The organism is Streptomyces sp. NPDC001709 (assembly GCF_053596375.1).
Genome location: NZ_JBSFGB010000023.1, coordinates 57,630 through 82,396, shown reverse-complemented (window position 1 = coordinate 82,396; position 24,767 = coordinate 57,630). Strand labels below are relative to the sequence as shown.

The window sequence follows — 24,767 nt, the reverse complement described above, 5'->3', positions numbered from 1 at the left end:
CCCCCCGTTCCCGCGACCGACCGACCCGTTCCCCCGCGGCATCCCCCGTTGCTTCCCCCCCGGGCGGGTCCTCCGTTCCCGTCATGAAGAGCCGCGGGGCAGCGCTCTGATACACCCCGACGAAAAAAATGTCCCCCCGGTCCTGGAACCGGGGGGACACCGAGGGCGCGCTCAGCCGGTGAACCCGGCCGTGATCGAGGTGAACTGCCAGTTGTTCTGGCCGATGCCCGAACAGTTGCTCACCACGCCGCCGCCCGCGCACGGCCGGTCACGGTTGACCGACCAGAAGGCGAGCCGCGCGATGTGGTGGGAGTTCGCCCAGTCCCGGATCTGGGTCCAGATCGCCGGGGTGGTCGTCTCCTGCTGGTCGGACAGGCCGTTCATGCCCGAGATGCCGATGTGGGAGTAGGCGGTCGCGTCGTCCCAGCCGAACGTCGACTTCAGCTTGCTCTTCAGGCCCTCGGCGGCGTTTACCGTGTTGCCGTACATGTCCGAGCCGCCGCCGAAGTCGAACGGCATGATGGTGAACACGTCGATGTTCGCGCCGAGCGACTGCGCCTGCTCGATCAGCCGGTTGCCGTAGTACGTCGGCCCGGTGGTGGAGGTGCCGAAGGTGACGATGGTCCTCAGGCCGGGGTTGTTCGCCTTGAGCGTCTTCAGCGCGGTGAGGATCTTCGCCTGCACGGCCTCGTTCTCGAACTCGTCCGAGTTCTCGATGTCCATGTCGACGGCTTTCAGGCCGTAGGCGTCGATCACCTTCTGGATGGCCCCGGCGAGCGCGGCCGCGGAGGAGCAGTTGGCGCCGAGCTTGCTGCCCTGCCAGCCGCCGAAGGACGGGACGATGTCACCGCCCGCGGACCGGACGGCGTTGATGGCGCTCTGGTCGGCGCCACCGGTGAGCGGCCGGCTGCCGTCCCAGGCCGGGGTGCAGCCGCCGGAGTCCAGCACGAACGCCATCGTGAACCACTTGATCCCGGTCGCGCTCATCACCGTCGTCGGACTCGGCGGATCGCCCCAGCCCTCGTACAGATACGGCGCGGCCTGCTTGAACCCGCTGCCGCCGCCGCTGCCCGCGTCCGTCGTCACGGAGACGGCGTTGGAGGCCCCCGAGACGTTCCCGGCGGCGTCGTGCGCCTTCACCGTGAAGGTGTACGACGTGCTGGGCGACAGCCCGCCGACCGTGGCGGACGTGCCGGAGACGGTCAGCACCCGGTTCGAGCCGCTGTAGAGGTCGTACCCCGTCACGCCCACGTTGTCGGTGGACGCGTTCCACGACAGGGACACGCTGGACGACGTCTTGCCGGTCGAGGTGAGGCCCGTGGGGGCGGTCGGCGCCTGGGTGTCCCCGCCGCCCCCGCCGCCCGGGCCGTCCAGGCTGATGTCGTCGGCCCAGTAGGTGCCCTGGGCGTACCAGCCGTGGACATAGATGGTGGCGCTGGTCTGGGAGGCGCCCGTGGTGAAGGAGACACTGAGCTGGTTGTACGTCGACGGCGACGTCGTCCAGGTCGACGCGCCGCCGTTCACGCCCAGGTACACGTAACTGCCGCGCACCCAGCCGCTGAGGCTGTACGTCGTGTTCGGCTGGACGGCGACCGTCTGGCTGCACTGCGCGTTGTCGCTCGACGTCACCGCGCCCTGCAGCGCCTTGCCGCCGCTGTGCACGGGTGAGGAGACGACCGAACCGAGATTTCCGGTGCAGGTCCAGGGGGAGAGGCCGCCGGACTCGAAGCCGGCGTTGGAGAGGATGTTGGCCGCCTGAGCGGTACCCGGAAGGGCGATGACCCCGCCGACCGCGAGGGCGACGGAACCGAGCAGAGCGAGAAGCCGACGTCTGGGACGTCCGAGTGGATTGCGCACGCGATCTCCCTGTGGGGATGGGGTGTTCGGGAGTGCACGGATGTGCGGAGGTGCGCCAAAGAATTTGGTATGGACCAATCCTGCTGTCAAGGAAAGAAACAGAACTGGTCCATACCGGTGAACTACAGCGGCAGGACCTCCACCGCCGAAGCGGCCTGCACGGGCAACGCCGGCAGGGCGATCTCCGCTTCCCGCTGCCGAGGAAGTGCCGTGGGCAAAAGGGATCGCGGCCCCGAAACCACCGTGTAGTCCTGCCCCAGGAACGGCAGCTCGATCACCCCGGGATCCTCGCCCAGGGCCAACCGCACGGCAGCCCAAGGCATGTTCACCCCGCACAGCGACACCTGGTGCAAGCCCCCGGAGGGCCTCGTGTTGACATCGAGCAGCACCGGCCGGTCGCCGAGCATGCGGAACTGGATGTTGGACAGGTGGTGCAGCCCGAAGCCCTCGGCGATCAGCCGGGCCGGCTCCAGCCACCGCTCGTCCAGGGTGAAGCCCCTGCGACGGCCGTTCTTGGTGCGGCCCACCGCGAGCCGCAGCCGGTTGTCCGGCCCGGTCAGGCAGTCGACGGACACCTCGGGCTGCTCCAGGCGCGGCATCACCAGCCAGTCCACCGGCTCCCCGGATCGCCGCAGCGCCTCGACGACCAGGTCCAGCTGGACGTACGGGCTCGGGAACCCCTCGAGGCCGGCCAGTGAGAACGGGGTGCGGGTGATCACCCGGAAGCCGACCCCGCCGGCACCGGCGGCCGGCTTGAAGCAGGCCTTGTGCCCGGCCGCCTCCAGCTCCTCCACGGCGGCGAGGAGTTCGTCCACCGTACGCACCCGCCACCACGGGGGTACCGGGACCCCCACCGAGCGGACCGCCTCGTACGCGGTCGCCTTGTCCTCGAACACCGCCACCGCCTCGGGCGTCGGCGCCAGCAGCGCCGTACCGGCCGCCGCGAACTCCGCGCGGTGCCTCACGATCGCCGCCTGGTGCAGCCGCGGCACGAACACATCGATGCCGCGCCGGGCACACTGGTCCAGGGCGTACTCGACGTACGCGGCCGGGGACAGCCCCTCCGGCTCCAGGTCGGCGGTGTCGGCGGCGGCCAGCACGGGGGAGTCGGGGTCCCCGTGCGTGGCATGGATCTCCACCGCGCGATCGCTGGGATTTCTGCGCAGCTGATCCATGAAGAACACGTTCTCCGCGTACGTGCGGTTGAGCCAGACGCGTACGCGAGAGAGCATGCAGGCCGCCTTTCAGGGTTTTCGGGCAGGGCTCGGTGGCCCGTGCCCGGGCAGGAGGGAGGAAGGGACGCCGAACAACCCCTGAGAAGAGGGAGGTTGGGGTGATGGTGTCGGGGCGATCATACGGCTTTCAAGAGCCCGCGCGTGCAACGCGGATGTTACGGATTTCCGGGCCTTGTCCAGCAGGCTCGCCGGGGCCTGCCCAGAAGGCCTCCGGGGTCCGGGCCCACCGGAACCGGCCCGTTGCCACGCCCGCGCGGCGGGCGGCCGGGTAGTCACTTGTCCCGTGTCCGGGAATGTGTTGTTGTGGTCCCGGCAGAGGATGATCGGAAGGGGTGCAGGGGTGGAGTCCGAGGCCGATGCCGGAGAGCTGCTGGCCATCAGCGACCTGCACATCTCCTATGCGGAGAACCGTGCCCTGATCGAGGACATGCGGCCGACGAGCGACGAGGACTGGCTGATCGTGGCCGGTGACATCGGCGAGGTGGTCGCCGACATCCGCTGGACGCTCGAGAAACTGGCGGGCCGCTTCCGCAAGGTGCTGTGGGCCCCCGGCAACCACGAGCTGTGGACCCACCCGAAGGATCCGGTCACCCTGCGCGGCGTCGCCCGCTACGAGCACCTGGTGGGGCTGTGCCGCGAGCTGGGCGTCGTCACCCCCGAGGACCCCTACCCGGTCTGGCGCGGCCCCGGCGGCCCGGTCGTCGTCGCCCCGCTGTTCCTGTTGTACGACTACTCGTTCCTGCCGTCCGGCTGCGCCACCAAGGCCGAGGGCCTGGCCTACGCCGAGAGCACCGGCGTGGTCTGCAACGACGAGTACCTGCTGCACCCCGATCCCTATCCGACCCGTGAAGCCTGGTGCCGGGCGCGGGTCGCCGAGACCGAGCGCAGGCTCGCCGAGCTGCCCCCGGACCTGCCCGTCGTACCGGTCAACCACTATCCGCTGCACCGGCATCCCACCGAGGTGCTGTGGTATCCCGAGTTCGCCATGTGGTGCGGCACCATGCTGACCGCCGACTGGCACCGACGGTTCCCCGTCGCCACCATGGTCTACGGTCATCTGCACATCCCGCGCACCACCTGGCACGACGGAGTCCGCTTCGAAGAGGTGTCCGTGGGATATCCCCGCGAATGGCGCAAGCGCCCGGGACCGCCGGGAAGGCTGCGCCGCATTCTGCCGACGGAGGTCGAAGCCGGTGATCGAGGAGCTGCTCCCGGAGTCGGTCGTGGCCGTGGAGGCACACGCTGACGACCCGCTGTGGGACGCCCCGCTCTATCCCGGTGAGGCAGCGCTCGTAGCGCGTGCGCTGACCAAGCGCCGCCGGGAGTTCACCGTCGTACGCGGCTGCGCCCGGCGCGCCATGGAGAAGCTCGGCGTGCCCGCGCAGTCCGTGCTCAGCGGCGAGCGGGGCGCACCGTGCTGGCCGGCCGGCCTGATCGGCAGCATGACCCACTGCAACGGCTATGGCGCCGCCGCCCTGGCCCGCGCCGCCGATCTGGTCTCCCTCGGCATCGATGCCGAACCGCACGGACCGCTCCCGGTCGGTGTCGGTCCCTCCGTCTTCCTGCCCGCCGAGGCCGAGCGGCTCGACCGGCTCGCCGGGCAGCGGCCCACCGTGCACTGGGACCGGATCCTGTTCAGCGCCAAGGAGTCCGTCTACAAGGCGTGGTTCCCGCTGACCCGCGCCTGGCTGGACTTCTCCGAGGCCGACATCACCCTCCACCCCGGCCCCGGCGACGAGCCCTACGGCACCCTGCGCGCCGAACTCCTCGTCCCCGGGCCCCGGGTCGGCGACCGCCGGATCCAGGTCTTCGACGGCCGGTGGGCCGTGGGCGACGGAGTACTCGCCACCGCCGTGGTCGTCCCGCACTCCTGAATGCCCGGCAGCGGCGGCTCCGGGCGCCGCGCCCGGGCCGGTCAGGCCGGCGGGCACCAGTCGCGCAGCAGCCGGAAGAACCCCTCCTCGTTGCCCACGAGACCCGCGCGCGCCAGGGCCTGCTCGGCCTCGGCCAGCACGGCGGGGGGTACCACGGCGGGCCGGCCGCCGTCCGGTGGCCCGTCGAAGGCGGCGCGCACCGTATGCAGCAACCGCAGGTAGGCCTGTACGGCGGTGCGCTCACGGTCGGTCAGTACGGCGGTGGGCATCGTTCGGCTCTCCCCGAGTAGGCGTCACGGTCGCGCCGCACTGCGGCGCACCCTCCAGCTTGCCGCCCACCACTGACAACGGCGTCCGGCTCCGCCCCGGTTCGCCCGCTCAGCGCAGGCCGAAACCTTCCGCTTGAGGCCGGTAGGGGTGGCCGACGCGCCGCCCGCGACTCGTCCCACGCCGAGGGGGCGGGGCGCGCGGAACTGGGCGAGCAGCCGAGGACGGCCGGCCGAGGCCGGCCAGTGGTCCCGCGCACGACGCACGACGTCTGGCCCTGCGGCGAGAACGCTCGGGTCAGCGCCACGACGGAATGCCCTAGGGGCAGCCCCGCGACGGAAACGCCCTCGGGCCGCCCGCGACGGAGTGCCGTCGGGTCGGCCCCGCGGTGGAACGCCCCGGGTCAGCCCTGCGTTGGAACGCCCCAGGGTCAGCCCTGCGGCCCCGGATAGCCCAGGGAGGCCTCGATGCGCCCGGCGACGTCGTCACGCTGCACCGGGCCGCGCAGGGCCGAACCGGCCAGCCGAGTACGGCACTTGCGGGCCAGGAGCAGACCGAAGGTCTCGGCCTCCCGCTCCTCGGCGAGGTCGAACCGGGTCCGGGCCGCCACCCGCTGCACCGTGGCCTGGAGTGCGTCCTGGTCCGTGTCGTCGTACAGCAGCCGCGTGGCGACCCCGATGCCGTCGACGTGGTGGCCGCGGTGGTCGGCCTGCATGTGCCACAGCTCGTGGCCGAGGATCACCAACTGGTGGTCGGGCGCGGTGCGTTCCTCCACGACGACCAGGTCACGGTCGGTCAGGTCCAGCCACAGCCCGCTCGCCGTGCCCGGCGGGAAGGCGGCCGCGCGGAAGTGCACCGGGCGGCCGCGGCGGCGGCTCATCGCCTCGCACAACGCGTGGTACAGCTCCTGCGGCGGCGCCGGCCTGGGCAGCGCCAGGCCGCCCACCAGCTCGTTGCACAGCCGGCGCATGTCCCTGCCGATGCCCACAGTCCTCCCCCGGCTCACGACTCGGGCCGTTTGACGCTCTCCAGGAGCATGTCGAGCCACTCCGCGACCTTGTCCCGGTGCTGATCGGTGGGCAACTGCGCGGCCCGCCAGGCTATTCCGCGCACCCCGTGGTCCTGCAGCAGCTGCTCCAGCGGGTCGCCCGCGGCCCCGGCGGCGGCCCGCTCCCGGTCGGCCAGCTTCTGCAGCAGCTCCTGCTCGGTGCGCTGCAGCGCGCCCGCCAGCGCCTCGGGGTCCTCCGCGGTGAGGAAGCCGGCGTGCACCCGGAAGAAGCGCTGCAGCGCGTCGCAGTGCTCCATGGTGGGCCGCCGGTCGCCGTTGATGAGCGCGCCGGCCTGCTGCCGGGACATGCCCGCGCCGTCGGCGATCTCCTGCTGGGTGTATTTACGGCCGTTCGGTTTCAGCCGGGTACGGCGCAGCAGGCCCAGGCGCTGCAGAAAGCGTGCCTGGACGTCCGGTTCGCCGGCCGGCCGGCCCGCGAGCAGGGCCTTGACCACCGCCTCCGGGACACCGCAGGCCACGGAGAGCCGCCCGACGTCGAAGACCTCGGCCTGCGGCACGCCGAGCCGGTCGGCGAGCGCGGTGACGCGGGCGACGACGGCCGGCAGCTGGGCGGTCGCCGTGGCGCCCGGATCCTCGTAGCCATCCGTCACCGACAGAACTCCTACGTCTCTCGAGGGTTTCAGATGCGTCCGTGCTTCTCACGAGCTTCTCACAAGCGGTCGCCGTGAACTTCCCGGAGAGTAGCGGGTGCCTCGAACTCACATCCAGGTGTCGCCACAACTGTGGCGAATTTCAGCCGTCAACGGGCACGGAATGCCACGATAGTTGACACGGTCTTGTTGAGAGCCGCAGGATCGCAGGGCCGCGTGAAGGCCGCAGAGGCAAGAGGGGTGACCTCCCGATGGCACATCAGGCAGGAGGGCAGCGGCCGGCACCGCGGCCCGTCCCCGAGACCTGCGAGACCCAGGCGTACCTCCAGGACTACGCCGTACTGCTGGATGCCCTCGCCTGCCCGTCCCTGGTCGTCGACCACCGCTGGGACGTGCTCATGGCCAACGGCGCGTTCGAGACACTTTTCCGCGGGGTGCGACGGCACACGACGGCCATGCCCGGGGAGAACTTCCTGCGGTTCGTCCTGTTCCACCCGGACGCGGCCGACGTCCTCGGCGAGCACGAGCAGGGCTGGTGCCTGCCGATGCTGGCCCACCTCAGGACCAGCCTGGAGACGTACGGTCACGACCACGAACTCCAGGCGATCCGCCGGGACGTCGCCCAGGACCCGCTGATGGAGGCCGCCTACCGGCAGGGCCTGCCGCACTGGATCCGGGCTGTCGGCGAGAGCGGGACCCGGCTCGACGGGGCCGTCCGGCTGCTGTTCCACCCCGATCCGCGCCGTGGCCCCACCGAGTGCCGCATCGTCGAGGAGACGCCCGAGGTCCTGCGCGACCTCGGCTACCGGCGGCTGACCCTGGTCCTCCGCGAGAACCGCCGGCCCACCGCGCCGGTACGCCGCCCACGCCGGCGCGGCGGGACGGCCCACCTCACGGTCGTCTCACCCCCCGAGGACTGACCCGGCACCGCCGGCGTTCAGGTCGCCGGCGGCGCCGGGTCGGAAAACCGCCCGGGCCACGCCGCGCACCATCGCCTCCGTGTCAGCCGCCTCTGGTTCGCGCAAGCGCCCTGAACGCGCGTCGGCCGCCCCTCCGCGCATGGAGGTGCGGGCATGCCCCTTTACGCAAGCGACTTGCGTAACTTGCGCTAAGCTTGCGTACATGACGCGACGACTTGCGGAAGTGGCGAAGAAGGTCGGGGTCAGCGAGGCCACGGTCAGCCGGGTGCTCAACGGCAAACCCGGGGTCTCCGAGGCCACGAGGCAGGCGGTGCTGACGGCTCTCGACGTTCTCGGCTACGAGCGCCCCACCCAGCTGCGCGGCGAACGAGCCCGGCTCGTCGGCCTGGTCCTGCCGGAGCTGCAGAACCCCATCTTCCCGGCGTTCGCCGAGGTCATCGGCGGCGCGCTGGCCCAGCTCGGGCTCACTCCGGTGCTGTGCACACAGACCAAGGGCGGCGTCTCCGAGGCGGACTACGTCGAACTGCTGCTGCAACAGCAGGTCTCCGGCGTCGTCTTCGCCGGCGGCCTGTACGCCCAAGCCGACGCCCCGCACGACCACTACCGGCTGCTCGCCGAACGCAACATCCCCGTCGTGCTGGTCAACGCGGCCATCGAACACCTCGGTTTCCCGGGCGTGTCCTGCGACGACGCCGTCGCCGTCGAGCAGGCGTGGCGCCATCTGGCCTCCCTCGGCCACGAGCGCATCGGACTGGTCCTCGGCCCCGGCGACCACGTGCCCTCGGCACGCAAGCTGGCCGCCGCGCGGGCGATGGCCGGCGACCTGCCGGAAGAGTTCGTCGCCCGGGCGATCTTCTCCATCGAGGGCGGTCACGCGGCCGCGTCCCGGCTGATCGACCGGGGGGTCACCGGCATCATCTGCGCATCCGACCCCCTCGCGCTGGGCGCCGTCCGGGCCGCGCGCCGCAAGGGGTACGACGTCCCGGGCCGGATCTCCGTCGTCGGCTACGACGACTCGGCCTTCATGAACTGCACCGAGCCCCCGCTCACCACCGTCCGCCAGCCCATCGAGGCCATGGGCCGCGCGGCGGTCGAGCTGCTGAACGCGCAGATCGGCGGCACCGCCGTACCCGCCGAGGAGCTGCTGTTCGAGCCCGAGCTGGTGGTGCGCGGCTCCACCGCGCAAGCCCCGCGCGGCTGAGATCGGAGAGCATCCAGGGGCTGTTAGAAAATTACAGAATCTGCGCGATATCTTGCGTCAACATGTCGCCGGTGCTTGAGTGTGCGCACCCACCGCTCCTGCCATGAGTGCCACCAGGGGGTCCACCGATGAGAAGCACCGGGTTCCGCCGTACCTTCGTCGCGATCGGCGTCTGTTCCTCGCTCGCCCTCGCCGCCACCGCCTGCGGGTCGGGTGACGGCGACTCGGCGAGCGGCAAGACACGGATCACCGTCAACTGCGAGCCGCCGAAGAGTGCCAAGGCCGACCGGAAGTTCTTCGAGGAGGACCTCGCCTCCTTCACGAAGCAGAACCCGGACATCGACGTCGCCGCACACGACGCCTTCCCCTGCCAGGATCCGAAGACCTTCGACGCCAAGCTCGCCGGCGGTCAGATGGAAGACGTCTTCTACGCGTACTTCACCGACGCCCGGCACGTCGTGGACATCAACCAGGCGGCCGACCTCACGCCGTACCTCAAGGACCTGAAGTCCTACGACACCATCCAGAAGCAGCTGCGCGACATCTACACCGTGAACGGGAAGGTCTACGGCATACCGCGTACCGGATACAGCATGGGGTTGATCTACAACCGCAAGCTCTTCCAGGAGGCCGGTCTCGACCCCGACAAGCCCCCGACGACGTGGGACGAGGTCCGCGCCGACGCGAAGAAGATCGCCGCCCTCGGGAACGGCACCGTCGGCTACGCCGACTACAGCGCCCAGAACCAGGGCGGCTGGCACTTCACCGCCGAGCTGTACGCGCAGGGCGGCGACGTCGTCGGCGCCGACGGCAAGAAGGCCACCATCGACACCCCCGAGGGCCACGCCGTCCTGCAGGCCCTGCACGACATGCGGTGGACCGACAACTCCATGGGCAGCAAGCAGCTCCTCGTCATCAACGACGTGCAGCAGATGATGGGTTCAGGCAAGCTCGGCATGTACCTCGCCGCTCCCGACAACATCCCGATCCTGGTCAAGGAGAAGGGCGCCGACTACGACGACATCGCCATCGGCCCCATGCCCGGCGGCCGGGCCACGCTCATCGGCGGCGACGGCTACATGTTCAACAAGCACGACACGCCCGCCCAGATCCGGGCCGGCCTGAAGTGGCTCGACCACATGTTCCTCACCCCCGCAACGGGCTTCCTCGGCGACTACGCCCGCGCCAAGAAGAGCAACGCCCCCGTCGGCCTGCCCGAGCCGCGCCTGTTCACCGGCGCCGCCGACGCCAAGGACCAGCAGGTCAAGAAGGCCAACGCCAATGTCCCGGTGGGGAACTACCAGGCCTTCCTCGACGGCAACCAGAAACTCCGGATGAAGATCGAGCCCCCGGACGCGCAGCAGATCTACTCCGTCCTCGACTCCGCCGTCTCCGCCGTCCTCACCAACAAGGACGCCGACATCGACCAGCTCCTCAAGGGCGCCTCCGGCAAGATCGACGGCATCCTGGCCCGGAGCTGACCGCCATGACGAAAACGGCCGAGCGGCGGCCCGTGACGAAAGCCGCCGTCCATCCGGTCCCGGCGCCGCCCTCGGTAGGGGGCCGGAGGCGGCGCCGCCTCGCCGACCAGGCCCGCGCCTACGCCTTCCTGCTCGGCGGCCTCGTCTGCTTCGCCCTGTTCTCCTGGTACCCGGCGATCCGCGCGCTCGTCATCGCCTTCCAGAGGTACACGCCCGGCTCGAAGCCCGAGTGGGCCGGCACCGCCAACTTCACCCGCGTCCTCAACGACCCCGAGTTCACCGCGGCCTGGCGCAACACCCTCACCTTCACCCTGCTGGCCCTGCTCATCGGCTTCGCCATCCCCTTCCTCCTCGCCCTCGTCCTCAACGAGCTGCGGCACGCCAAGGCGTTCTTCCGGGTGGTCGTCTACCTGCCGGTGATGATCCCGCCGGTGGTCAGCGCCCTGCTGTGGAAGTGGTTCTACGACCCCGGAGCCGGCCTCGCCAACGAGGCGCTGCGCTTCCTGCACCTGCCGACGTCGAACTGGTCCAACGGCACCGACACCGCGCTCGTCTCCCTGGTGATCGTGGCCACGTGGGCCAACCTGGGCGGCACCGTCCTCATCTACCTCGCCGCCCTCCAGTCCATCCCCGGCGAGCTGTACGAGGCCGCCGAACTGGACGGCGCGAACCTGCTCCAGCGCATCCGGCACGTCACGGTCCCGCAGACCCGGTTCGTGATCCTGATGCTGATGCTCCTCCAGATCATCGCCACCATGCAGGTGTTCACCGAGCCCTTCGTCATCACCGGCGGCGGCCCGGAGAACGCCACGGTCACCGTCCTCTACCTCATCTACAAGTACGCCTTCCTCTACAACGACTTCGGCGGCGCCTGCGCTCTCAGCGTCATGCTCCTGGTCCTGCTCGGCGCGTTCTCCGCCGTCTATCTGCGGCTCACCCGCAGTGAGGGGGACATCGCATGAGCACCCGCACCCTGATCTCCCCGGCCACCCTCGCCCGCCCGCGCGGCAAGGCCGTCTACTGGACGGTGTTCACGGCCGTCGTCGTCCTCTTCGCGCTCGCCTTCCTCTTCCCGGTCTACTGGATGGTGACCGGCGCGATGAAGTCCCCGGACGAGGTGGCCCGGACGCCGCCGACGATCGTCCCGGAACACTGGCACCTCGGCGGCTACACCGACGCCTGGGACCTGATGCAGCTCCCGCAGCACCTGTGGAACACCGTCGTACAGGCCGCCGGCGCCTGGGCGTTCCAGCTGGTGTTCTGCACGGCCGCCGCCTACGCCCTGTCCAAGCTGAGACCGGCCTTCGGCAAGGTGATCCTCGGCGGCATCCTCGCCACCCTCATGGTCCCGGCGCAGGCCCTCGTCGTACCGAAGTACCTGACGGTCGCCGACCTGCCGCTGATCCACACCAGTCTACTCAACGACCCCCTCGCCATCTGGCTGCCGGCCGTCGCCAACGCCTTCAACCTCTACCTGCTCAAACGGTTCTTCGACCAGCTGCCCCGCGATGTCCTGGAGGCCGCCGAGATCGACGGCGCCGGCAAGCTGCGCATTCTGTGGTCGGTGGTGCTGCCCATGTCCCGGCCGGTGCTCGGGGTGGTGTCGATCTTCGCGCTGGTCGCGGTCTGGCAGGACTTCCTGTGGCCGCTGATGGTCTTCTCCGACACCGACAAGCAGCCGATCAGCGTGGCCCTGGTCCAGCTGTCGCAGAACATCCAGCTCACCGTGCTCATCGCCGCGATGGTGATCGCCAGCATCCCGATGGTGGCGCTGTTCCTCGTCTTCCAGCGGCACATCATCGCCGGGATCAGCGCGGGCAGCACCAAGGGCTGACGCCGCCGCCTCGTCTACAGAAAGGGAAGCCCCGTGGGACAGCCCACCCGTGCCCCGAAGGACCGCGACTGGTGGCGCTCCGCCGTCATCTACCAGGTCTACGTCCGCAGCTTCGCGGACGGCGACGGCGACGGCACCGGCGACCTCGCGGGCGTCCGCGCCCGGCTGCCGTACCTTGCCGAACTCGGCGTGGACGCCCTGTGGTTCAACCCCTGGTACCTGTCCCCGATGAAGGACGGCGGTTACGACGTCGCCGACTACCGGGCCGTCGACCCGGCCTTCGGCACCCTGGCCGAGGCGGAGAAACTCATCGCGGAGGCACGGGAGCTGGGCATCCGGACCATCGTCGACATCGTGCCCAACCACGTCTCGGACCAGCACCCCTGGTTCCGGGCCGCCCTCGCTGCCGGGCCCGGCAGCCCCGAGCGGGAGCTGTTCCACTTCCGGCCCGGGCGGGGCGCACACGGTGAACTCCCGCCGAACGACTGGCCGTCCCAGTTCGTCGGCTCCACCGGACCGGTGTGGACCCGACTTCCCGACGGCGACTGGTACCTGCACCTGTTCACACCCGAGCAGCCGGACCTCAACTGGGCCCACCCGGCGGTCCGCCAGGAACACGAGGACATCCTGCGCTTCTGGTTCGAACGGGGCGTCGCCGGTGTTCGCATCGACTCCGCCGCCCTGCTCGCCAAGGACCCGGACCTGCCCGACCTCGCCACGCATCCCGAGCCGCACCCCTTCGTCGACCGTGACGAACTCCACGACATCTACCGCTCCTGGCGGGCCGTCGCCGACGCCTACGACGGCGTCTTCGTCGGCGAGGTCTGGCTCCCCGACCCCGAACGCTTCGCCCGCTATCTGCGCCCCGACGAACTCCACACCGCCTTCAACTTCTCCTTCCTGTCCTGCCCCTGGGACCCCGACCGGCTGCGCGCCTCCATCGACACCACCCTCGCCGAACACGCCCCCGTCGGCGCCCCGGCCACCTGGGTGCTGTGCAACCACGACGTCACGCGCACGGTCACCCGCTACGGCCGCGAGGACACCGGGTTCGACTTCGCCGCCAAGGCCTTCGGTACGCCGAGCGATCCGGTGCTGGGGACCCGGCGGGCCCGCGCGGCCGCGCTGCTGTCGCTGGCGCTGCCGGGGGCGGTGTACATCTACCAGGGGGAGGAGCTGGGGCTGCCGGAGGCCGAGATCCCGGTGGACCGCATACAGGATCCGATGTACTTCCGATCGTATGGAGTCGCCCCCGGTCGGGACGGCTGCCGGGTGCCGCTGCCATGGGCCGGCGGTATGCCGTATGCGGGATTCGGTTCACAGCAGGAGCCGTGGCTACCGCAGCCGGTCGACTGGCCATCGTATGCAGTCGACCGCCAACAGCAGGACTCGGACTCCATGCTCACCCTCTACCGCCAGGCCATCGCCACCCGCCCCCTCTTCGGCGGCGGCCCGCTGACCTGGCTGCCCACCCCCGAGGGCGTCCTCGCCTTCGCCCGCGCGGGCATGACCTGCATGGTCAACCTCGGGCCCACCCCCTCCGAGCTACCCGAACACTCCCAACTCGTGCTCGCCAGCGGCTCGCTGGACGACCAGGGCCGACTGCCGCAGGACACGGCGGCCTGGCTGCGGAGCTGAGCCGCCGACGCACCGCGCCATCCCCGCACCCCACTCCGAAGGGACCAGTACATGCACAGCACCATGGTCAGATCTGTCAGGAGCATGTCAGGCCTTGCGGCCGCTGTGACCCTCGCCGCCGGCATGCTCGTCGCCGTCGCGCCCGCCGCCCACGCGGCTGTCGGCGCCGGCCTCCCCTTCACCTCGGTGGAGGCGGAGTCGGCGACCACCACGGGCAGCAAGATCGGCCCCGACTACACCCAGGGCACGCTCGCCTCCGAGGCCTCCGGACGGCAGGCCGTGCGCCTCACCTCCGGGCAGCGCGTCGAGTTCACGGCGCCCCGGGCCGCCAACGCCGTGAACGTCTCCTACAGCGTCCCCGACGGCCAGTCCGGCACGCTCAACGTGTATGTCAACGGGGTCAGGCTCGCGAAGACCCTGCCCGTCACCTCCAAGTACTCCTACATCGACACCGGCTGGATCCCCGGCGCCAAACAGCACCACTTCTTCGACAACGCCCGGATGCTGCTGGGCCAGAACGTCCAGCCCGGCGACAAGGTCGCCTTCGAGCCGACCGGCACCCAGGTCACGGTCGATGTCGCCGACTTCGAGCAGGTGGAGGCCGCCGCCACGCAGCCCGCCGGCTCGGTCTCCGTCGTGTCCAAGGGCGCCGACCCCAGCGGCAACGGCGACTCCACCCAGGCCTTCCGGGACGCCATCGCCGCCGCGCAGGGCGGAACAGTGTGGATCCCGCCAGGCGACTACCGCATCACGTCCTCGCTCAACGGAGTGCAGAACGTGACCCTTCAGGGCACCGGCAGCTGGTACTCGGTCGTGCACACCTCCCGCTTCATCGACCAGTCCAGCTCCTCCGGGAACGTCCACATCAAGGACTTCGCGGTGATCGGCGAGGTCACCGAGCGCGTCGACTCCAATCCGGACAACTTCGTCAACGGCTCTCTCGGCCCCCACTCGTCCGTCTCCGGCATGTGGATCCAGCACATGAAGTGCGGCATGTGGCTGATGGGCAACGACGACAACCTGGTGGTGGAGAACAACCGCATCCTGGACACCACCGCCGACGGCATCAACCTCAACGGCACGGCCAAGGGCGTCGTCGTCCGCAACAACTTCCTGCGCAACCAGGGCGACGACTCGCTCGCCATGTGGTCGCTGTACTCGCCGGACACGAACTCCAGCTTCGAGAACAACACGATCTCGCAGCCCAACCTCGCCAACGGCATCGCGATCTACGGCGGCACCGACATCTCGGTGAAGAACAACCTGATCTCCGACACCAACGCCCTCGGCAGCGGTATCGCGATCTCCAACCAGAAGTTCCTGGACCCCTTCTCGCCGTTGTCGGGCACCATCACGGTCGACGGCAACACCCTGGTGCGCACCGGCGCGATGAACCCCAACTGGAATCACCCGATGGGCGCGCTGCGCGTCGACTCCTACGACAGCGCGATCAACGCGATAGTGAACATCACCGACACCACCATCACCGACAGCCCGTACAGCGCCTTCGAGTTCGTCTCCGGCGGCGGGCGGGGATACCCCGTCAGGAACGTCAACGTCACCGGCGCGAGCGTGCAGAACACCGGTACGGTCGTCGTCCAGGCCGAGGCGCAGGGCGCGGCCACCTTCAAGAACGTCACCGCCGGCCAGGTCGGGGCCGCGGGCATCTACAACTGCCCCTACCCGGCCAACTCCGGCTCGTTCACCCTCACCGACGGCGGCGGCAACTCCGGCTGGTCCAGCACCTGGTCGGACTGCTCCACCTGGCCCCGGCCCGGCCAGGGCAACCCCGACCCCGATCCGAACCGCAACCTCGCCAAGGGCCGGCCGGCCAGTGCGACCGGCTCCCAGGACGTCTACACGCCGGGCAAGGCGGTCGACGGTGATGCCAACTCCTACTGGGAGTCGGCCAACAACGCCTTCCCGCAGTCCTGGACGGTCGACCTCGGCTCGTCCTACGCCGTGCGCCGCCTGGTGCTGAAGCTGCCCCCGTCGTCGGCCTGGGGCGCCCGCACCCAGACCATCACCGTGCTCGGCAGCACCGACGGCTCGAACTACTCCACCGTCGTGGGCCCCCAGGGCTACCGCTTCGACCCGGCCACCGGCAACACGGCCACCGTCTCCCTGCCGAACACCACCGACCTGCGCTACCTCCGCCTCACCGTCAGCGCCAACACGGGCTGGCCGGCCGGGCAGTTCAGTGAGGTGGAGGCGTACCTGACGTCCTGATTCAGGACCGCGTCACAGATCCAGCACCAGCCGGGCGCCCTGGCACCGGGACACGCAGATCATCATCGTGTCACCCGCTGCCCGCTCCTCCTCGGTGAGGACCGAGTCCCGGTGATCCGGGGCGCCCTCCAGCACGTCCGTCTCGCAGGTGCCGCACATCCCCTCCGTGCAGGAGTACAGCACCTCGACGCCGGCGCCGCGCACCGCGTCCAGCACGGACACGTCCGGCGGGACGGTGAGGCTCCGGCCGCTGCGGGCGAGCACCACCTCGAACTCCTCATCCGTACCCGCCTGTTGGTCCTTCGGCTGGAACCGCTCCACCCGCAGCGCCCCGCCGGGGCACCGCTCCTCGACGGCGTCCAGCAGCGGCCCCGGACCGCAGCAGTACACGAGGGTGCCATCGGCAAGGCCGTCCAGCACGGAGCCCAGGTCGAGCAGGCCGGTCTCGTCCTGTGGGGCGAGGGTGACCCGGTCGCCGTAGCGCGCCAGCTCGCCGGTGAACGCCATGGAGGCGCGGGTGCGTCCGCCGTAGAGCAACGTCCAGTCGGCGCCCGCCCGTTCGGCTGAGGCGAGCATGGGCAGGATCGGGGTGATGCCGATGCCGCCGGCGATGAACCGGTAGCCGGACGCGGGCTCCTGCCGGAAGTGGTTGCGCGGCCCTCGTACCCGTACCTTCGTGCCCTCGTGCAACTGCTCGTGCACATGGGCCGATCCGCCGCGGCCCGCGGGTTCGCGCAGTACCGCGAGCCGCCACCCCGACCGGTCCGCGGGATCGCCGCACAGCGAGTACTGCCGCTCGAGGTCCGGTCCGAGCAGCAGGTCCACATGGGCGCCCGGCTCCCAGGCGGGCAGCTCGCGGCCCAGTGGATCGCGCAAGGTCAGCACCAGCACCTCTTGGGCGGCGAACTCCCTTGCCGCCACGACGAGTTCGAGTTCGGTCACGTTACGGCCTCTCCGATGTCGTGTCCTTCGGGATGCGCCAGCATCCACTCCCACATCATCACAGGGTCGTCGGCGGTGTGCCGGGCGCCGCAGTGGCATGTGCCGTGCAGCACATCGGTGCCCGGCAGCCAGTCGACGCGGCAGACCTCGCCGGTGCCGGGGCTCACCGGACCTTCTCCACGGGCTTGTCGCCCTCCTCGGCCAGACGGGCGAGGATACGCCGGGCGGCCAGGCCGCCGGTGTCGATGTTGATGCTCAGCTCCTGGTAGCCGGTGCGTTCGGTGCGGAGGGTGCGCTGCAGCAGGTTGAGCGCGTCCACGTCCTGCATGACGACGGTGTGGTTGTTGGCCCGCAGGAACCCGGTGACCTCGGCGTCCTCGGTCGCCCAGTCCCGGGAGACCGCCCAGAAGTCGTACACCTTGCCGTCGGCCGACGGCGTGATGGCGTAGGTGATCTCGGTGTGGAAACCGTGCGGGTCGCTGCCGTCCGGCTCCGGTACGGCGCCCACCGGCGCGATCCGGCTGTGCAGCAGATACAGGCAGGGTGCGTGGTACTCGATGTCCTGCCAGCGGGTGATCCGGCCCTCGATGCCGGTCGAACGGGCGTAGAACGACGGGCACTCGGCGTCGTCCATGTGCCGGCTGACCCGGACCACGCCGGCGCCCTCGTCCACCTCGGTGGTGATGGGTGTCTCGGCGACCTCCGGAGTGCCGATGTAACCGCCGTGCAGATACGTCTCGTGGGACAGGTCGAGGAGGTTGTCGACGAGCAGCCCGTAGTCGGCGTCGATCGGCTCCATGCCGCGTACGGTGGTCCAGCCGGGGGAGTCGAGGTGCCGGGCCCGCGGGATCGTCTGCGGGTCGGCGAGCGCCGGGTCGCCGATCCACACCCAGACCAGCGAGTCCTGTTCCACCACCGGGTAGGGGGCGACGCGCGCGGTGCGCGGGATGCGTTTCTGGCCCGGCACATACACGCAGGCGCCGGTCGGGTCGTAGGTGAAGCCGTGGTAACCGCAGACGATCCGGTCGCCGTCCAGGCCGCCGGCGGACAGCGGATAGCGGCGGTGGACGCACCGGTCGTGCAGGGCGACCGGGGTGCCGTCCTCCGCGGCGCGGTAGAGGACGAGCGGTTCCCCGAGGATCGTCCGGCCGAGCGGCTCGCGCCCGACCTCCTCGCTGTAGGCGGCGACGTACCACTGATTCCTCGCGAAAGCGGTCATATGCGGCATTACTCCGGCTCCCTACTGTGGTGATGGCCACATCGTCGGGAGACGCCGCACGGTACACAATGCCAACTTCCGCCAGGCGGAAGCCTTCCCGGAAGCCGCTGTCGCACCGGGCGCTGGTGGCGGAAACGGCACCGCACGGACCGCCGAGTTTCACACAGGCGCCACCAGACCCTTCCCTGACGTTTGTTGCTCTTGGAACACTCGCTCCGCGCAGATTCCGTCATTTGCACGGCATCACGACGGCATCACGTACGTCAGGACGAGAGGACCCTCACAGCCATGGCCGAAGTCAACCGGCGCCGCTTCCTTCAACTCGCGGGCGCCACCACGGCGTTCACCGCGCTCTCCAGCAGCATCCAGCGCGCCGCCGCGCTGCCCGCGCACCACCGCACCGGGACGGTCCAGGACGTCGAGCACGTCGTCGTCCTTATGCAGGAGAATCGATCCTTCGACCACTACTTCGGCACGCTCCGCGGCGTCCGCGGCTTCGGCGACCCCCGTTCCGTCTCGCAGAACGGCCGGTCCGTCTGGAAGCAGTCCGACGGGACCAAGGACATCCTGCCCTTCCACCCGGACGCCGACGACCTGGGCCTGGCCTTCATCCAGGACCTGCCGCACGGCTGGCAGGACACGCATGCCGCCTTCAACGGGGGCAAGTACGACAAGTGGGTGCCGGCCAAGGGCACGACGACGATGGCCCACCTGACCCGCAAGGACATACCGTTCCACTACGCCCTCGCGGACGCCTTCACCATCTGCGACGCCTACCACTGCTCGTTCATGGGCTCGACCGACCCGAACCGCTACTACATGTGGACCGGTTACGTCGGCAACGACGGCCAGGGCGGCGGCCCGGTCCTCGGCAACGACGAGAAGGGCTACGGCTGGACCACGTACCCCGAGCGCCTGGAGAAGGCCGGGGTCTCCTGGAAGATCTACCAGGACGTCGGCGACGGCCTCGACGCGAACGGCGGCTGGGGCTGGATCGACGACGCCTACCGCGGCAACTACGGCGACAACGCCCTGCTCTACTTCAACCAGTACCGGGGCGCCAAGCCCGGCGACCCGCTGTACGACAAGGCCCGCACCGGCACCGACGCCAAGAAGGGCGAGGGCTTCTTCGACCAGCTGAAGGCCGACGTCAAGGCCGGCAAGCTGCCGCAGGTCTCCTGGATCGTCGCCCCCGAGGCCTTCACCGAGCACCCCAACTGGCCCGCCAACTACGGCGCCTGGTACGTCGCCCAGGTCCTGGACGCGCTCACCGCCAACCCCGAGGTGTGGGGCAAGACCGCGCTGTTCATCACCTACGACGAGAACGACGGCTTCTTCGACCACGTCATACCGCCCTTCCCGCCGGCCTCCGGCGCCCAGGGCAAATCGACCGTGGACCCCGCCCTCGACCTGTACAAGGGCGACGCGAGCCATGTCGCTGGCCCCTACGGGCTCGGCCAGCGGGTGCCGATGCTGGTCGTCTCCCCGTGGAGCAAGGGCGGTTACGTCTGCTCCGAGACCTTCGACCACACCTCCATCATCCGGTTCATGGAGCGCCGCTTCGGTGTTCACGAGCCGAACATCTCGCCCTGGCGCCGCGCCATCACCGGCGACCTGACCAGCGCCTTCGACTTCTCCCGCAAGGACACGAAGCCGGTCGCGCTGCCCTCCACAGCCGGCTACCAGCCGCCGGACCACAACCGCCACCCCGACTACGTGCCCAAGCCGCCCGCCAACCCCGCCCTGCCCGAGCAGGAGCGCGGCAGCCGGCCCACCCGCCCGCTGAAGTACGCCCCGGTGGTGGACGGTTCCGCGGACACCGCGGCCGGCACCTTCCGGCTCACGTTCGCCTCGGGCGCGCACGCGGGCGCCGGCTTCCTCGTGACCTCCGGCAACCGCACCGACGGCCCCTGGACCTACACCACCGAGGCCGGCAAGTCCCTCTCCGACACCTGGAACTCGGCTTACTCCGGGGGCGTCCACGACCTCGCGGTGCACGGCCCCAACGGCTTCCTGCGCGTCTTCAAGGGCAAGGGCAGGACCGCCGGGCCGGAGGCGACGGCCCGGCACGTGGGGGACAGTCTGGAACTCACCTTCACCAACAAGGGTTCCGGCACCGTGAAGCTGAAGGTGGCGAGCGGCTACGGCGGCGACCCGGCCACCGTGACCGTACGGCCCGGCGCGACCGTCAGGCACACCGTCGACCTCACCGCGAGCAAGCGCTGGTACGACGTGACGGTCACCTGCGAGGCCGACCCGGCCTTCCTGCGCGGCTTCGCCGGCCATGTCGAGAACGGTCACCCCGGCGTCAGCGACCCGGCGATCGCCTCGGAGTGAACGGGCGATGAACACCGCTCCGTGCGGACTGGTCAGGTACCGGTCACATCAGGGTAGTGTGCCCCGGTGACCACGCAATCGAACACTCCGGCAGGCTGGTACCCGGATCCGCACGGAGCCCCGCAGACGCTGCGCTACTGGGACGGCGCCCAGTGGACCCAGCACACCAACCCGGCGCAGCAGCCCGCCGGGCAGGTCCCGCAGCAGCAGGCCGCTCCCCAACAGCAGGCCGCTCCCCAGCAGTACGCCGCCCCACAGGCGCAGACCGCCGACGCCAAGGTGCAGCGCCAGGTGCAGCAGCAGGCGGGGGTCGCGGCCGGCGGCCCCGGCGGCGGCACCCTCTTCACCGAGCCCGTCCTGGTCGTGAACCAGAAGGCCAAGCTGATCGAGGTGACCAACGAGTACAAGGTCATGGATCAGAACGGCCGGGACATCGGCTCGGTCACCGAGGTCGGGCAGGGTGTGCTGCGGAAGATCTTCCGCTTCATCTCCAACTGGGACCAGTTCCTGACCCACAAGCTGGAGATCCGTGACGCCTACGGCCAGCCGCAGCTGCTGCTCACCCGTCCCGCGAAGATCTTCAAGTCCCGGGTCATCGTGACGCGTCCGGACGGTTCGCAGGTCGGCGAGATCGTCCAGCAGAACATGATCGGGAAGATCAACTTCGCGATGAACGCGAACGGCCAGCAGGTCGGCGCGATCAAGGCGGAGAACTGGCGGGCGTGGAACTTCGCGATCGTCGACCACGCGGACAACGAGGTCGCCCGGATCACCAAGACCTGGGAAGGCCTCGCCAAGACGCTGTTCACGACCGCGGACAACTACGTCCTGCAGATCCACTACCAGCTGCCCGAGCCGCTGCTGAGCCTCGTGGTGGCGACGGCCCTGACCGTCGACACCGCGCTCAAGCAGGACTCGCGGGGCTGGAACTGACCAGTCCCCCACGGGGGAGAACGGTGCCGGGGGAGAACCGGGCACGAGGAGCACGGCGACGGCGGCCGGGGCGCGCGGAGTGCGTGCGCACCGGCCGCCGTCTCTGCCGTGACGGGCCCGGACGGCTCCCGGGGCGGCAGGGCTAGACGGCGAACGCGTCGACGCCCGTCAGCTGGGCCGACAGCTCCCACAGCCGGGAAGCCTGCTCCGGGTCGATCGCCCAGTCCCTGACACCGAGGCGCTCATCGCCCTCCCGCGCGAGCTCGGCGATGTCGCAGTCCTCGAGGTAGACGCCACCGAGCCCGTCCAGCTGGGGCGAGGTCGCCGCCCACACCTGGGTGGCCGCACCCTGCTGCGGGGTCTTGAAGCCCTCGGGGTTGAGCACGTTGCCGTCCTCGTCGATCCAGCCGCGCTCGACCATCTCCTCCTTGGGCAGATGCCGTTGGAGCGGGGTGATGATGCCGCCGGGGTGCAGGGCGAAGGCGCGGACGCCCGCGTCGCGGCCGAGCCTGTCGAGCTGGACGGCGAACAGGACGTTGGCGGTCTTGGCCTGGCCGTAGGCCTCCCACTTGTCGTAGCGCTGCCGCCAGTGGACGTCGTCCCAGCGGATGCCGGAGAAGTGGTGGCCTCGGGAGGAGACGGAGACGACGCGGGCACCGCCCGGTGCGATCGCGGGCCACAGCCGGTTGACGAGGGCGAAGTGACCGAGGTGGTTGATGGCGAACTGCGCCTCCCAGCCGGGCCCCACCCTGGTCTCCGGGCACGCCATGATCCCGGCGCTGTCGATCACGATGTCGATGTTCCGCCCGGAGGCGAGGAACCGCTCGGAGAAGCCCTGCACGCTCTCCAGGTCACCGAGGTCCAGCTCGTCCAGTTCGACGCCGGGGACACCGGCCAGCGCCTGCTCGGCGGTGGCCGGGCGGCGCGCGGGCACGACCACGTGGGCGCCGGCTTTCACGAGCGAGCGGGTGGTCTCGAGGCCGATCCCCGAGTAACCACCGGTGACCAGGGCGAGCTTCCCGGTCAGGTCGATGCCCTGCAAGACGTCGTCGGCGGTGCTGGTGGCGCCGAAACCCGAACCGATTTTGTGCTGTGCGGTACTCATGTCCGGAACGCTACGAATTCGAGTGCGCTCGAAGTCAAGCGCGGCTCCGGGCCCCGGTGGAAGCCGGCGGACACCGGGCGGGGTCCCGGGCGGCACGGCCCTTTCGGACTCAGAGCGCCGTGAGGTGTCCGGGCTGTTCCGGCTGCCGGGGCACCAGGGCCGGTTCCGTGGTCGCCGTGCCCGGTTCCAGGGCCAGTACCGCGGCCACGGGGTGGTCGTCGTCCGCGTGCACCGGTTCCGGTGCGGCCTCCGGCGTGACCCGGGTGAGCAGGACCACCCCCCAGGACGCCAGGACCGCGCCCGCGAGGGCCAGCAGCACACCGGTGGGGCCGCCCTGGAGGCCCTGGCCGAGCAGGGTGAGGCCGATGACCGCGGCGGCCACCGGGTTGGCGAGGGTGACGACGGCCAGCGGTGCGCCGAGGCCGCCGCGGTAGGCGGTCTGGGACAGCAGCAGCCCGCCGACGGCGAACGCGGCGACGAGTACGGCGACCACCATCACCTCGGTGCTCAGGACCGGGCCCGTGCGGTCCGTGGCCGCCACGGTCACCGTCTGGGTCAGCGCCGAGGCCACACCGGAGGCGAAGCCGGACGCCGTCGCGTGCCGCAGGCCCGGCCGGGCGCCGGGCCGGGAGAGCAGGCCGATCGCGGCAGCGGTCGTGGCGGCGACCGCCAGCGCCTCGCTCAGCGACAGCACCCGCATGGGTGCGGGACCGGAGGCGGTGATGAGCAGCGCGGCGAGCCCGAGCAGCGTCAGCGCCGTACCGCGCCACTCCGCCGTGCTGACCCGGCGCCCGGCCGCCCGCGCGCCGAGCGGTACGGCCGCGACGAGGGTGAGGGCGCCCAGCGGCTGGACGAGGGTGAGCGGGCCGTACTTGAGGGCGACGACGTGCAGCAGGGCGGCGGCCGCGTTCAGGCCGACCGCCGACCACCAGGCGCCGGTGCCCAGCAGCCGCAGCAGGCCGGTGCCGTGGGTGCGGGAGGCGAGGCGTTCCTGCGCGACGGCGGCCAGCGCGTAGGCGACGGCCGAGACGAGGGAGAGGGCCACGGCGACCAGGGCGGCGGCGCTCATCGGCCCGCTCCCGCCAGGACGCGCTCGCGCGGTGCGAGCCGGCCGGTGCCGCGTCCCGCCGTGGTGGCCGTCCGGTGCGGCGGGTGGATCACGGCGAGGGTGATACCGAGCATGGCGGTCGCGACGATCGCGTCGAGCCAGTAGTGGTTCGCCGTGCCCACGATCACCAGCAGGGTGATCAGCGGGTGTGCCAGCCACAGCCAGCGCCAGCGGGAGCGGGTGGCCACGACCAGGCCGATCGCCACCATCAGCGCCCAGCCGAAGTGCAGCGACGGCATCGCCGCGAACTGGTTGGACAGATGGTCGCTGGAGGGCGGGCCGTACACGGACGGGCCGTACCGGCGGGCGGTGTCCACCAGCCCGGTGCCGGTCAGCATGCGCGGCGGGGCCAGCGGGAACGTGAACGGCAGCACCAGCGCGGCCGTGGTGACGACGGCGAGGACCCGGCGGGCCCACACGTAGTGCGCGGGCCGCCTCAGGTACAGCCAGACCAGGAAGGCCAGCGTCGCCGGGAAGTGGACGGTGGCGTAGTAGGTGTTCGCCAGGCGGACGAGGGCGGATCCGTGCAGCAGTGCGGACTGCACGGCGTTCTCGTGGGGGAGATGCAGCGCGCGCTCCAGGTCCCACACGCGGTGGGCGTTGTGGAAGGCGTTCGCGGTGTGTCCGGTGGCCAGCTGCCGGCCGAGCTTGTAGACGAGGAAGAGCCCCGCGACCAGCAGAAGCTCACGTATGAGTGCCGGGCGTGCTGTCGCGTCCGGCGGCTCCGGTTCTGCCTCTGCAGGCTCGGTTCGGGCATTCATCCCCCGGCCCCTTCGCTGACGGTGGTGCGTGTGGCGTGCGAGCCCGGCCGGAGCCGGAAACTCATCGATACGTTCTCGTACCGATACGCCAGTGTACCGATACGCCCGAGTACCGGTACACTGGCGTATCGATTGATGTGCGACACACTGGAGACACGGTCGCGGGA

At 70.5% G+C, this 24,767-nt stretch carries 22 protein-coding genes; 11 read left to right on the top strand and 11 right to left on the bottom strand.

Features of this window, described 5'->3' with window-relative positions; all coding sequences use genetic code 11:
- Positions 1-171: 171 nt before the first annotated feature.
- Together ACWC0C_RS29920 and ACWC0C_RS29915 are read right to left on the bottom strand one after the other, a co-directional pair.
- Positions 172-1,857, bottom strand: coding sequence for a carbohydrate binding domain-containing protein (locus tag ACWC0C_RS29920; RefSeq protein ID WP_450867115.1), 1,686 nt, complete (start codon positions 1,855-1,857; stop codon positions 172-174).
- A gap of 122 nt (positions 1,858-1,979) precedes the next feature.
- Complete coding sequence (locus ACWC0C_RS29915; RefSeq protein ID WP_450867113.1) at positions 1,980-3,089, bottom strand: ATP-grasp domain-containing protein; 1,110 nt, start codon at positions 3,087-3,089, stop codon at positions 1,980-1,982.
- A 322-nt stretch (positions 3,090-3,411) separates the two neighbouring features.
- On the opposite strand from ACWC0C_RS29915, the gene ACWC0C_RS29910 reads away from it, so the two are divergent.
- Both ACWC0C_RS29910 and ACWC0C_RS29905 read left to right on the top strand, forming a co-directional pair.
- Positions 3,412-4,338 carry a metallophosphoesterase family protein gene (locus tag ACWC0C_RS29910; RefSeq protein WP_449199545.1) on the top strand — a complete coding sequence of 309 codons (927 nt, stop codon included), beginning with the start codon at positions 3,412-3,414 and terminating at the stop codon, positions 4,336-4,338.
- Positions 4,286-4,966 carry a 4'-phosphopantetheinyl transferase family protein gene (locus ACWC0C_RS29905; protein ID WP_450867112.1) on the top strand — a complete coding sequence of 227 codons (681 nt, stop codon included), beginning with the start codon at positions 4,286-4,288 and terminating at the stop codon, positions 4,964-4,966. The genes ACWC0C_RS29910 and ACWC0C_RS29905 overlap by 53 nt, the downstream gene beginning before the upstream one ends.
- Positions 4,967-5,007: 41 nt before the next feature.
- Here the strand turns inward: ACWC0C_RS29905 and ACWC0C_RS29900 are convergent, their stop codons facing one another.
- From ACWC0C_RS29900 to ACWC0C_RS29890, 3 genes are all read right to left on the bottom strand, one after another.
- Positions 5,008-5,235 carry a hypothetical protein gene (locus ACWC0C_RS29900; RefSeq protein ID WP_449199547.1) on the bottom strand — a complete coding sequence of 76 codons (228 nt, stop codon included), beginning with the start codon at positions 5,233-5,235 and terminating at the stop codon, positions 5,008-5,010.
- 428 nt (positions 5,236-5,663) lie between these two features.
- Positions 5,664-6,203, bottom strand: coding sequence for a toxin-antitoxin system, toxin component (locus tag ACWC0C_RS29895; RefSeq protein ID WP_450867190.1), 540 nt, complete (start codon positions 6,201-6,203; stop codon positions 5,664-5,666).
- A 32-nt stretch (positions 6,204-6,235) separates the two neighbouring features.
- Positions 6,236-6,892 carry a helix-turn-helix domain-containing protein gene (locus tag ACWC0C_RS29890; RefSeq protein WP_450867110.1) on the bottom strand — a complete coding sequence of 219 codons (657 nt, stop codon included), beginning with the start codon at positions 6,890-6,892 and terminating at the stop codon, positions 6,236-6,238.
- 251 nt (positions 6,893-7,143) lie between these two features.
- On the opposite strand from ACWC0C_RS29890, the gene ACWC0C_RS29885 reads away from it, so the two are divergent.
- The 7 genes from ACWC0C_RS29885 to ACWC0C_RS29855 all read left to right on the top strand — a co-directional run bounded on the left by ACWC0C_RS29885 (position 7,144) and on the right by ACWC0C_RS29855 (position 16,195).
- The gene (locus tag ACWC0C_RS29885) at positions 7,144-7,812 is read left to right on the top strand and encodes an MmyB family transcriptional regulator (protein ID WP_450867108.1); all 669 of its coding nucleotides are present in this window, start codon (positions 7,144-7,146) and stop codon (positions 7,810-7,812) included.
- A gap of 202 nt (positions 7,813-8,014) precedes the next feature.
- Positions 8,015-9,013, top strand: coding sequence for a LacI family DNA-binding transcriptional regulator (locus ACWC0C_RS29880; RefSeq protein WP_450867107.1), 999 nt, complete (start codon positions 8,015-8,017; stop codon positions 9,011-9,013).
- A 128-nt stretch (positions 9,014-9,141) separates the two neighbouring features.
- A complete protein-coding gene (locus ACWC0C_RS29875; protein ID WP_450867106.1) occupies positions 9,142-10,494 on the top strand; it encodes an ABC transporter substrate-binding protein in 1,353 nt (450 codons plus the stop codon).
- Between the two features lie 5 nt (positions 10,495-10,499).
- Positions 10,500-11,456 carry a carbohydrate ABC transporter permease gene (locus ACWC0C_RS29870; RefSeq protein ID WP_450867105.1) on the top strand — a complete coding sequence of 319 codons (957 nt, stop codon included), beginning with the start codon at positions 10,500-10,502 and terminating at the stop codon, positions 11,454-11,456.
- Positions 11,453-12,328 (top strand): carbohydrate ABC transporter permease, encoded by an 876-nt coding sequence (locus ACWC0C_RS29865; RefSeq protein WP_449199553.1) that lies wholly within the window; start codon positions 11,453-11,455, stop codon positions 12,326-12,328. Before ACWC0C_RS29870 ends, ACWC0C_RS29865 begins: the two co-directional genes overlap by 4 nt.
- Positions 12,329-12,361: 33 nt before the next feature.
- Positions 12,362-13,966 (top strand): glycoside hydrolase family 13 protein, encoded by a 1,605-nt coding sequence (locus tag ACWC0C_RS29860; protein WP_450867103.1) that lies wholly within the window; start codon positions 12,362-12,364, stop codon positions 13,964-13,966.
- Positions 13,967-14,050: 84 nt separating this feature from the next.
- The gene (locus ACWC0C_RS29855; protein ID WP_450867102.1) at positions 14,051-16,195 is read left to right on the top strand and encodes a discoidin domain-containing protein; all 2,145 of its coding nucleotides are present in this window, start codon (positions 14,051-14,053) and stop codon (positions 16,193-16,195) included.
- Positions 16,196-16,207: 12 nt separating this feature from the next.
- Here the strand turns inward: ACWC0C_RS29855 and ACWC0C_RS29850 are convergent, their stop codons facing one another.
- Genes ACWC0C_RS29850 through ACWC0C_RS29840 form a run of 3 tightly spaced genes read right to left on the bottom strand, consistent with a single transcriptional unit; the run spans position 16,208 to position 18,365 of the window.
- Positions 16,208-17,137 (bottom strand): PDR/VanB family oxidoreductase, encoded by a 930-nt coding sequence (locus tag ACWC0C_RS29850; protein WP_450867100.1) that lies wholly within the window; start codon positions 17,135-17,137, stop codon positions 16,208-16,210.
- Positions 17,134-17,304, bottom strand: coding sequence for a hypothetical protein (locus ACWC0C_RS29845; RefSeq protein WP_449199557.1), 171 nt, complete (start codon positions 17,302-17,304; stop codon positions 17,134-17,136). Before ACWC0C_RS29845 ends, ACWC0C_RS29850 begins: the two co-directional genes overlap by 4 nt.
- Positions 17,301-18,365 (bottom strand): aromatic ring-hydroxylating dioxygenase subunit alpha, encoded by a 1,065-nt coding sequence (locus ACWC0C_RS29840; protein WP_449199558.1) that lies wholly within the window; start codon positions 18,363-18,365, stop codon positions 17,301-17,303. Before ACWC0C_RS29840 ends, ACWC0C_RS29845 begins: the two co-directional genes overlap by 4 nt.
- Positions 18,366-18,644: 279 nt before the next feature.
- Here ACWC0C_RS29840 and ACWC0C_RS29835 point away from each other — a divergent pair, with 279 nt between their 5' ends.
- Together ACWC0C_RS29835 and ACWC0C_RS29830 are read left to right on the top strand one after the other, a co-directional pair.
- Positions 18,645-20,693: a phosphocholine-specific phospholipase C gene (locus ACWC0C_RS29835; RefSeq protein WP_450867098.1), complete on the top strand. Its 2,049-nt coding sequence runs from the start codon at positions 18,645-18,647 to the stop codon at positions 20,691-20,693.
- Between the two features lie 66 nt (positions 20,694-20,759).
- A complete protein-coding gene (locus tag ACWC0C_RS29830) occupies positions 20,760-21,626 on the top strand; it encodes a phospholipid scramblase-related protein (RefSeq protein WP_450867097.1) in 867 nt (288 codons plus the stop codon).
- Positions 21,627-21,768: 142 nt separating this feature from the next.
- On the opposite strand, the gene ACWC0C_RS29825 is transcribed toward ACWC0C_RS29830, so the two are convergent.
- From ACWC0C_RS29825 to ACWC0C_RS29815, 3 genes are all read right to left on the bottom strand, one after another.
- A complete protein-coding gene (locus ACWC0C_RS29825; protein WP_450867095.1) occupies positions 21,769-22,731 on the bottom strand; it encodes an SDR family NAD(P)-dependent oxidoreductase in 963 nt (320 codons plus the stop codon).
- Positions 22,732-22,840: 109 nt separating this feature from the next.
- Positions 22,841-23,800 (bottom strand): hypothetical protein, encoded by a 960-nt coding sequence (locus tag ACWC0C_RS29820; protein ID WP_450867093.1) that lies wholly within the window; start codon positions 23,798-23,800, stop codon positions 22,841-22,843.
- Positions 23,797-24,600: a phosphatase PAP2 family protein gene (locus ACWC0C_RS29815; RefSeq protein WP_450867092.1), complete on the bottom strand. Its 804-nt coding sequence runs from the start codon at positions 24,598-24,600 to the stop codon at positions 23,797-23,799. The genes ACWC0C_RS29820 and ACWC0C_RS29815 overlap by 4 nt, the downstream gene beginning before the upstream one ends.
- Between the last annotated feature and the right edge of the window lie 167 nt (positions 24,601-24,767).

Excerpts from the sequence above, each read along its gene's own strand:
- ACWC0C_RS29915 (WP_450867113.1), bottom strand. The coding sequence starts at position 3,089 with ATGCTCTCTCGCGTACGCGTCTGGCTCAACCGCACGTACGCGGAGAAC.
- ACWC0C_RS29910 (WP_449199545.1), top strand. The coding sequence starts at position 3,412 with ATGATCGGAAGGGGTGCAGGGGTGGAGTCCGAGGCCGATGCCGGAGAG.
- ACWC0C_RS29900 (WP_449199547.1), bottom strand. The coding sequence starts at position 5,235 with ATGCCCACCGCCGTACTGACCGACCGTGAGCGCACCGCCGTACAGGCC.
- ACWC0C_RS29895 (WP_450867190.1), bottom strand. The coding sequence starts at position 6,203 with ATGCGCCGGCTGTGCAACGAGCTGGTGGGCGGCCTGGCGCTGCCCAGG.
- ACWC0C_RS29885 (WP_450867108.1), top strand. The coding sequence starts at position 7,144 with ATGGCACATCAGGCAGGAGGGCAGCGGCCGGCACCGCGGCCCGTCCCC.
- ACWC0C_RS29880 (WP_450867107.1), top strand. The coding sequence starts at position 8,015 with ATGACGCGACGACTTGCGGAAGTGGCGAAGAAGGTCGGGGTCAGCGAG.
- ACWC0C_RS29875 (WP_450867106.1), top strand. The coding sequence starts at position 9,142 with ATGAGAAGCACCGGGTTCCGCCGTACCTTCGTCGCGATCGGCGTCTGT.
- ACWC0C_RS29870 (WP_450867105.1), top strand. The coding sequence starts at position 10,500 with ATGACGAAAACGGCCGAGCGGCGGCCCGTGACGAAAGCCGCCGTCCAT.
- ACWC0C_RS29865 (WP_449199553.1), top strand. The coding sequence starts at position 11,453 with ATGAGCACCCGCACCCTGATCTCCCCGGCCACCCTCGCCCGCCCGCGC.
- ACWC0C_RS29855 (WP_450867102.1), top strand. The coding sequence starts at position 14,051 with ATGTCAGGCCTTGCGGCCGCTGTGACCCTCGCCGCCGGCATGCTCGTC.
- ACWC0C_RS29840 (WP_449199558.1), bottom strand. The coding sequence starts at position 18,365 with ATGCCGCATATGACCGCTTTCGCGAGGAATCAGTGGTACGTCGCCGCC.
- ACWC0C_RS29835 (WP_450867098.1), top strand. The coding sequence starts at position 18,645 with ATGGCCGAAGTCAACCGGCGCCGCTTCCTTCAACTCGCGGGCGCCACC.
- ACWC0C_RS29825 (WP_450867095.1), bottom strand. The coding sequence starts at position 22,731 with ATGAGTACCGCACAGCACAAAATCGGTTCGGGTTTCGGCGCCACCAGC.
- ACWC0C_RS29820 (WP_450867093.1), bottom strand. The coding sequence starts at position 23,800 with ATGAGCGCCGCCGCCCTGGTCGCCGTGGCCCTCTCCCTCGTCTCGGCC.
- ACWC0C_RS29815 (WP_450867092.1), bottom strand. The coding sequence starts at position 24,600 with ATGAATGCCCGAACCGAGCCTGCAGAGGCAGAACCGGAGCCGCCGGAC.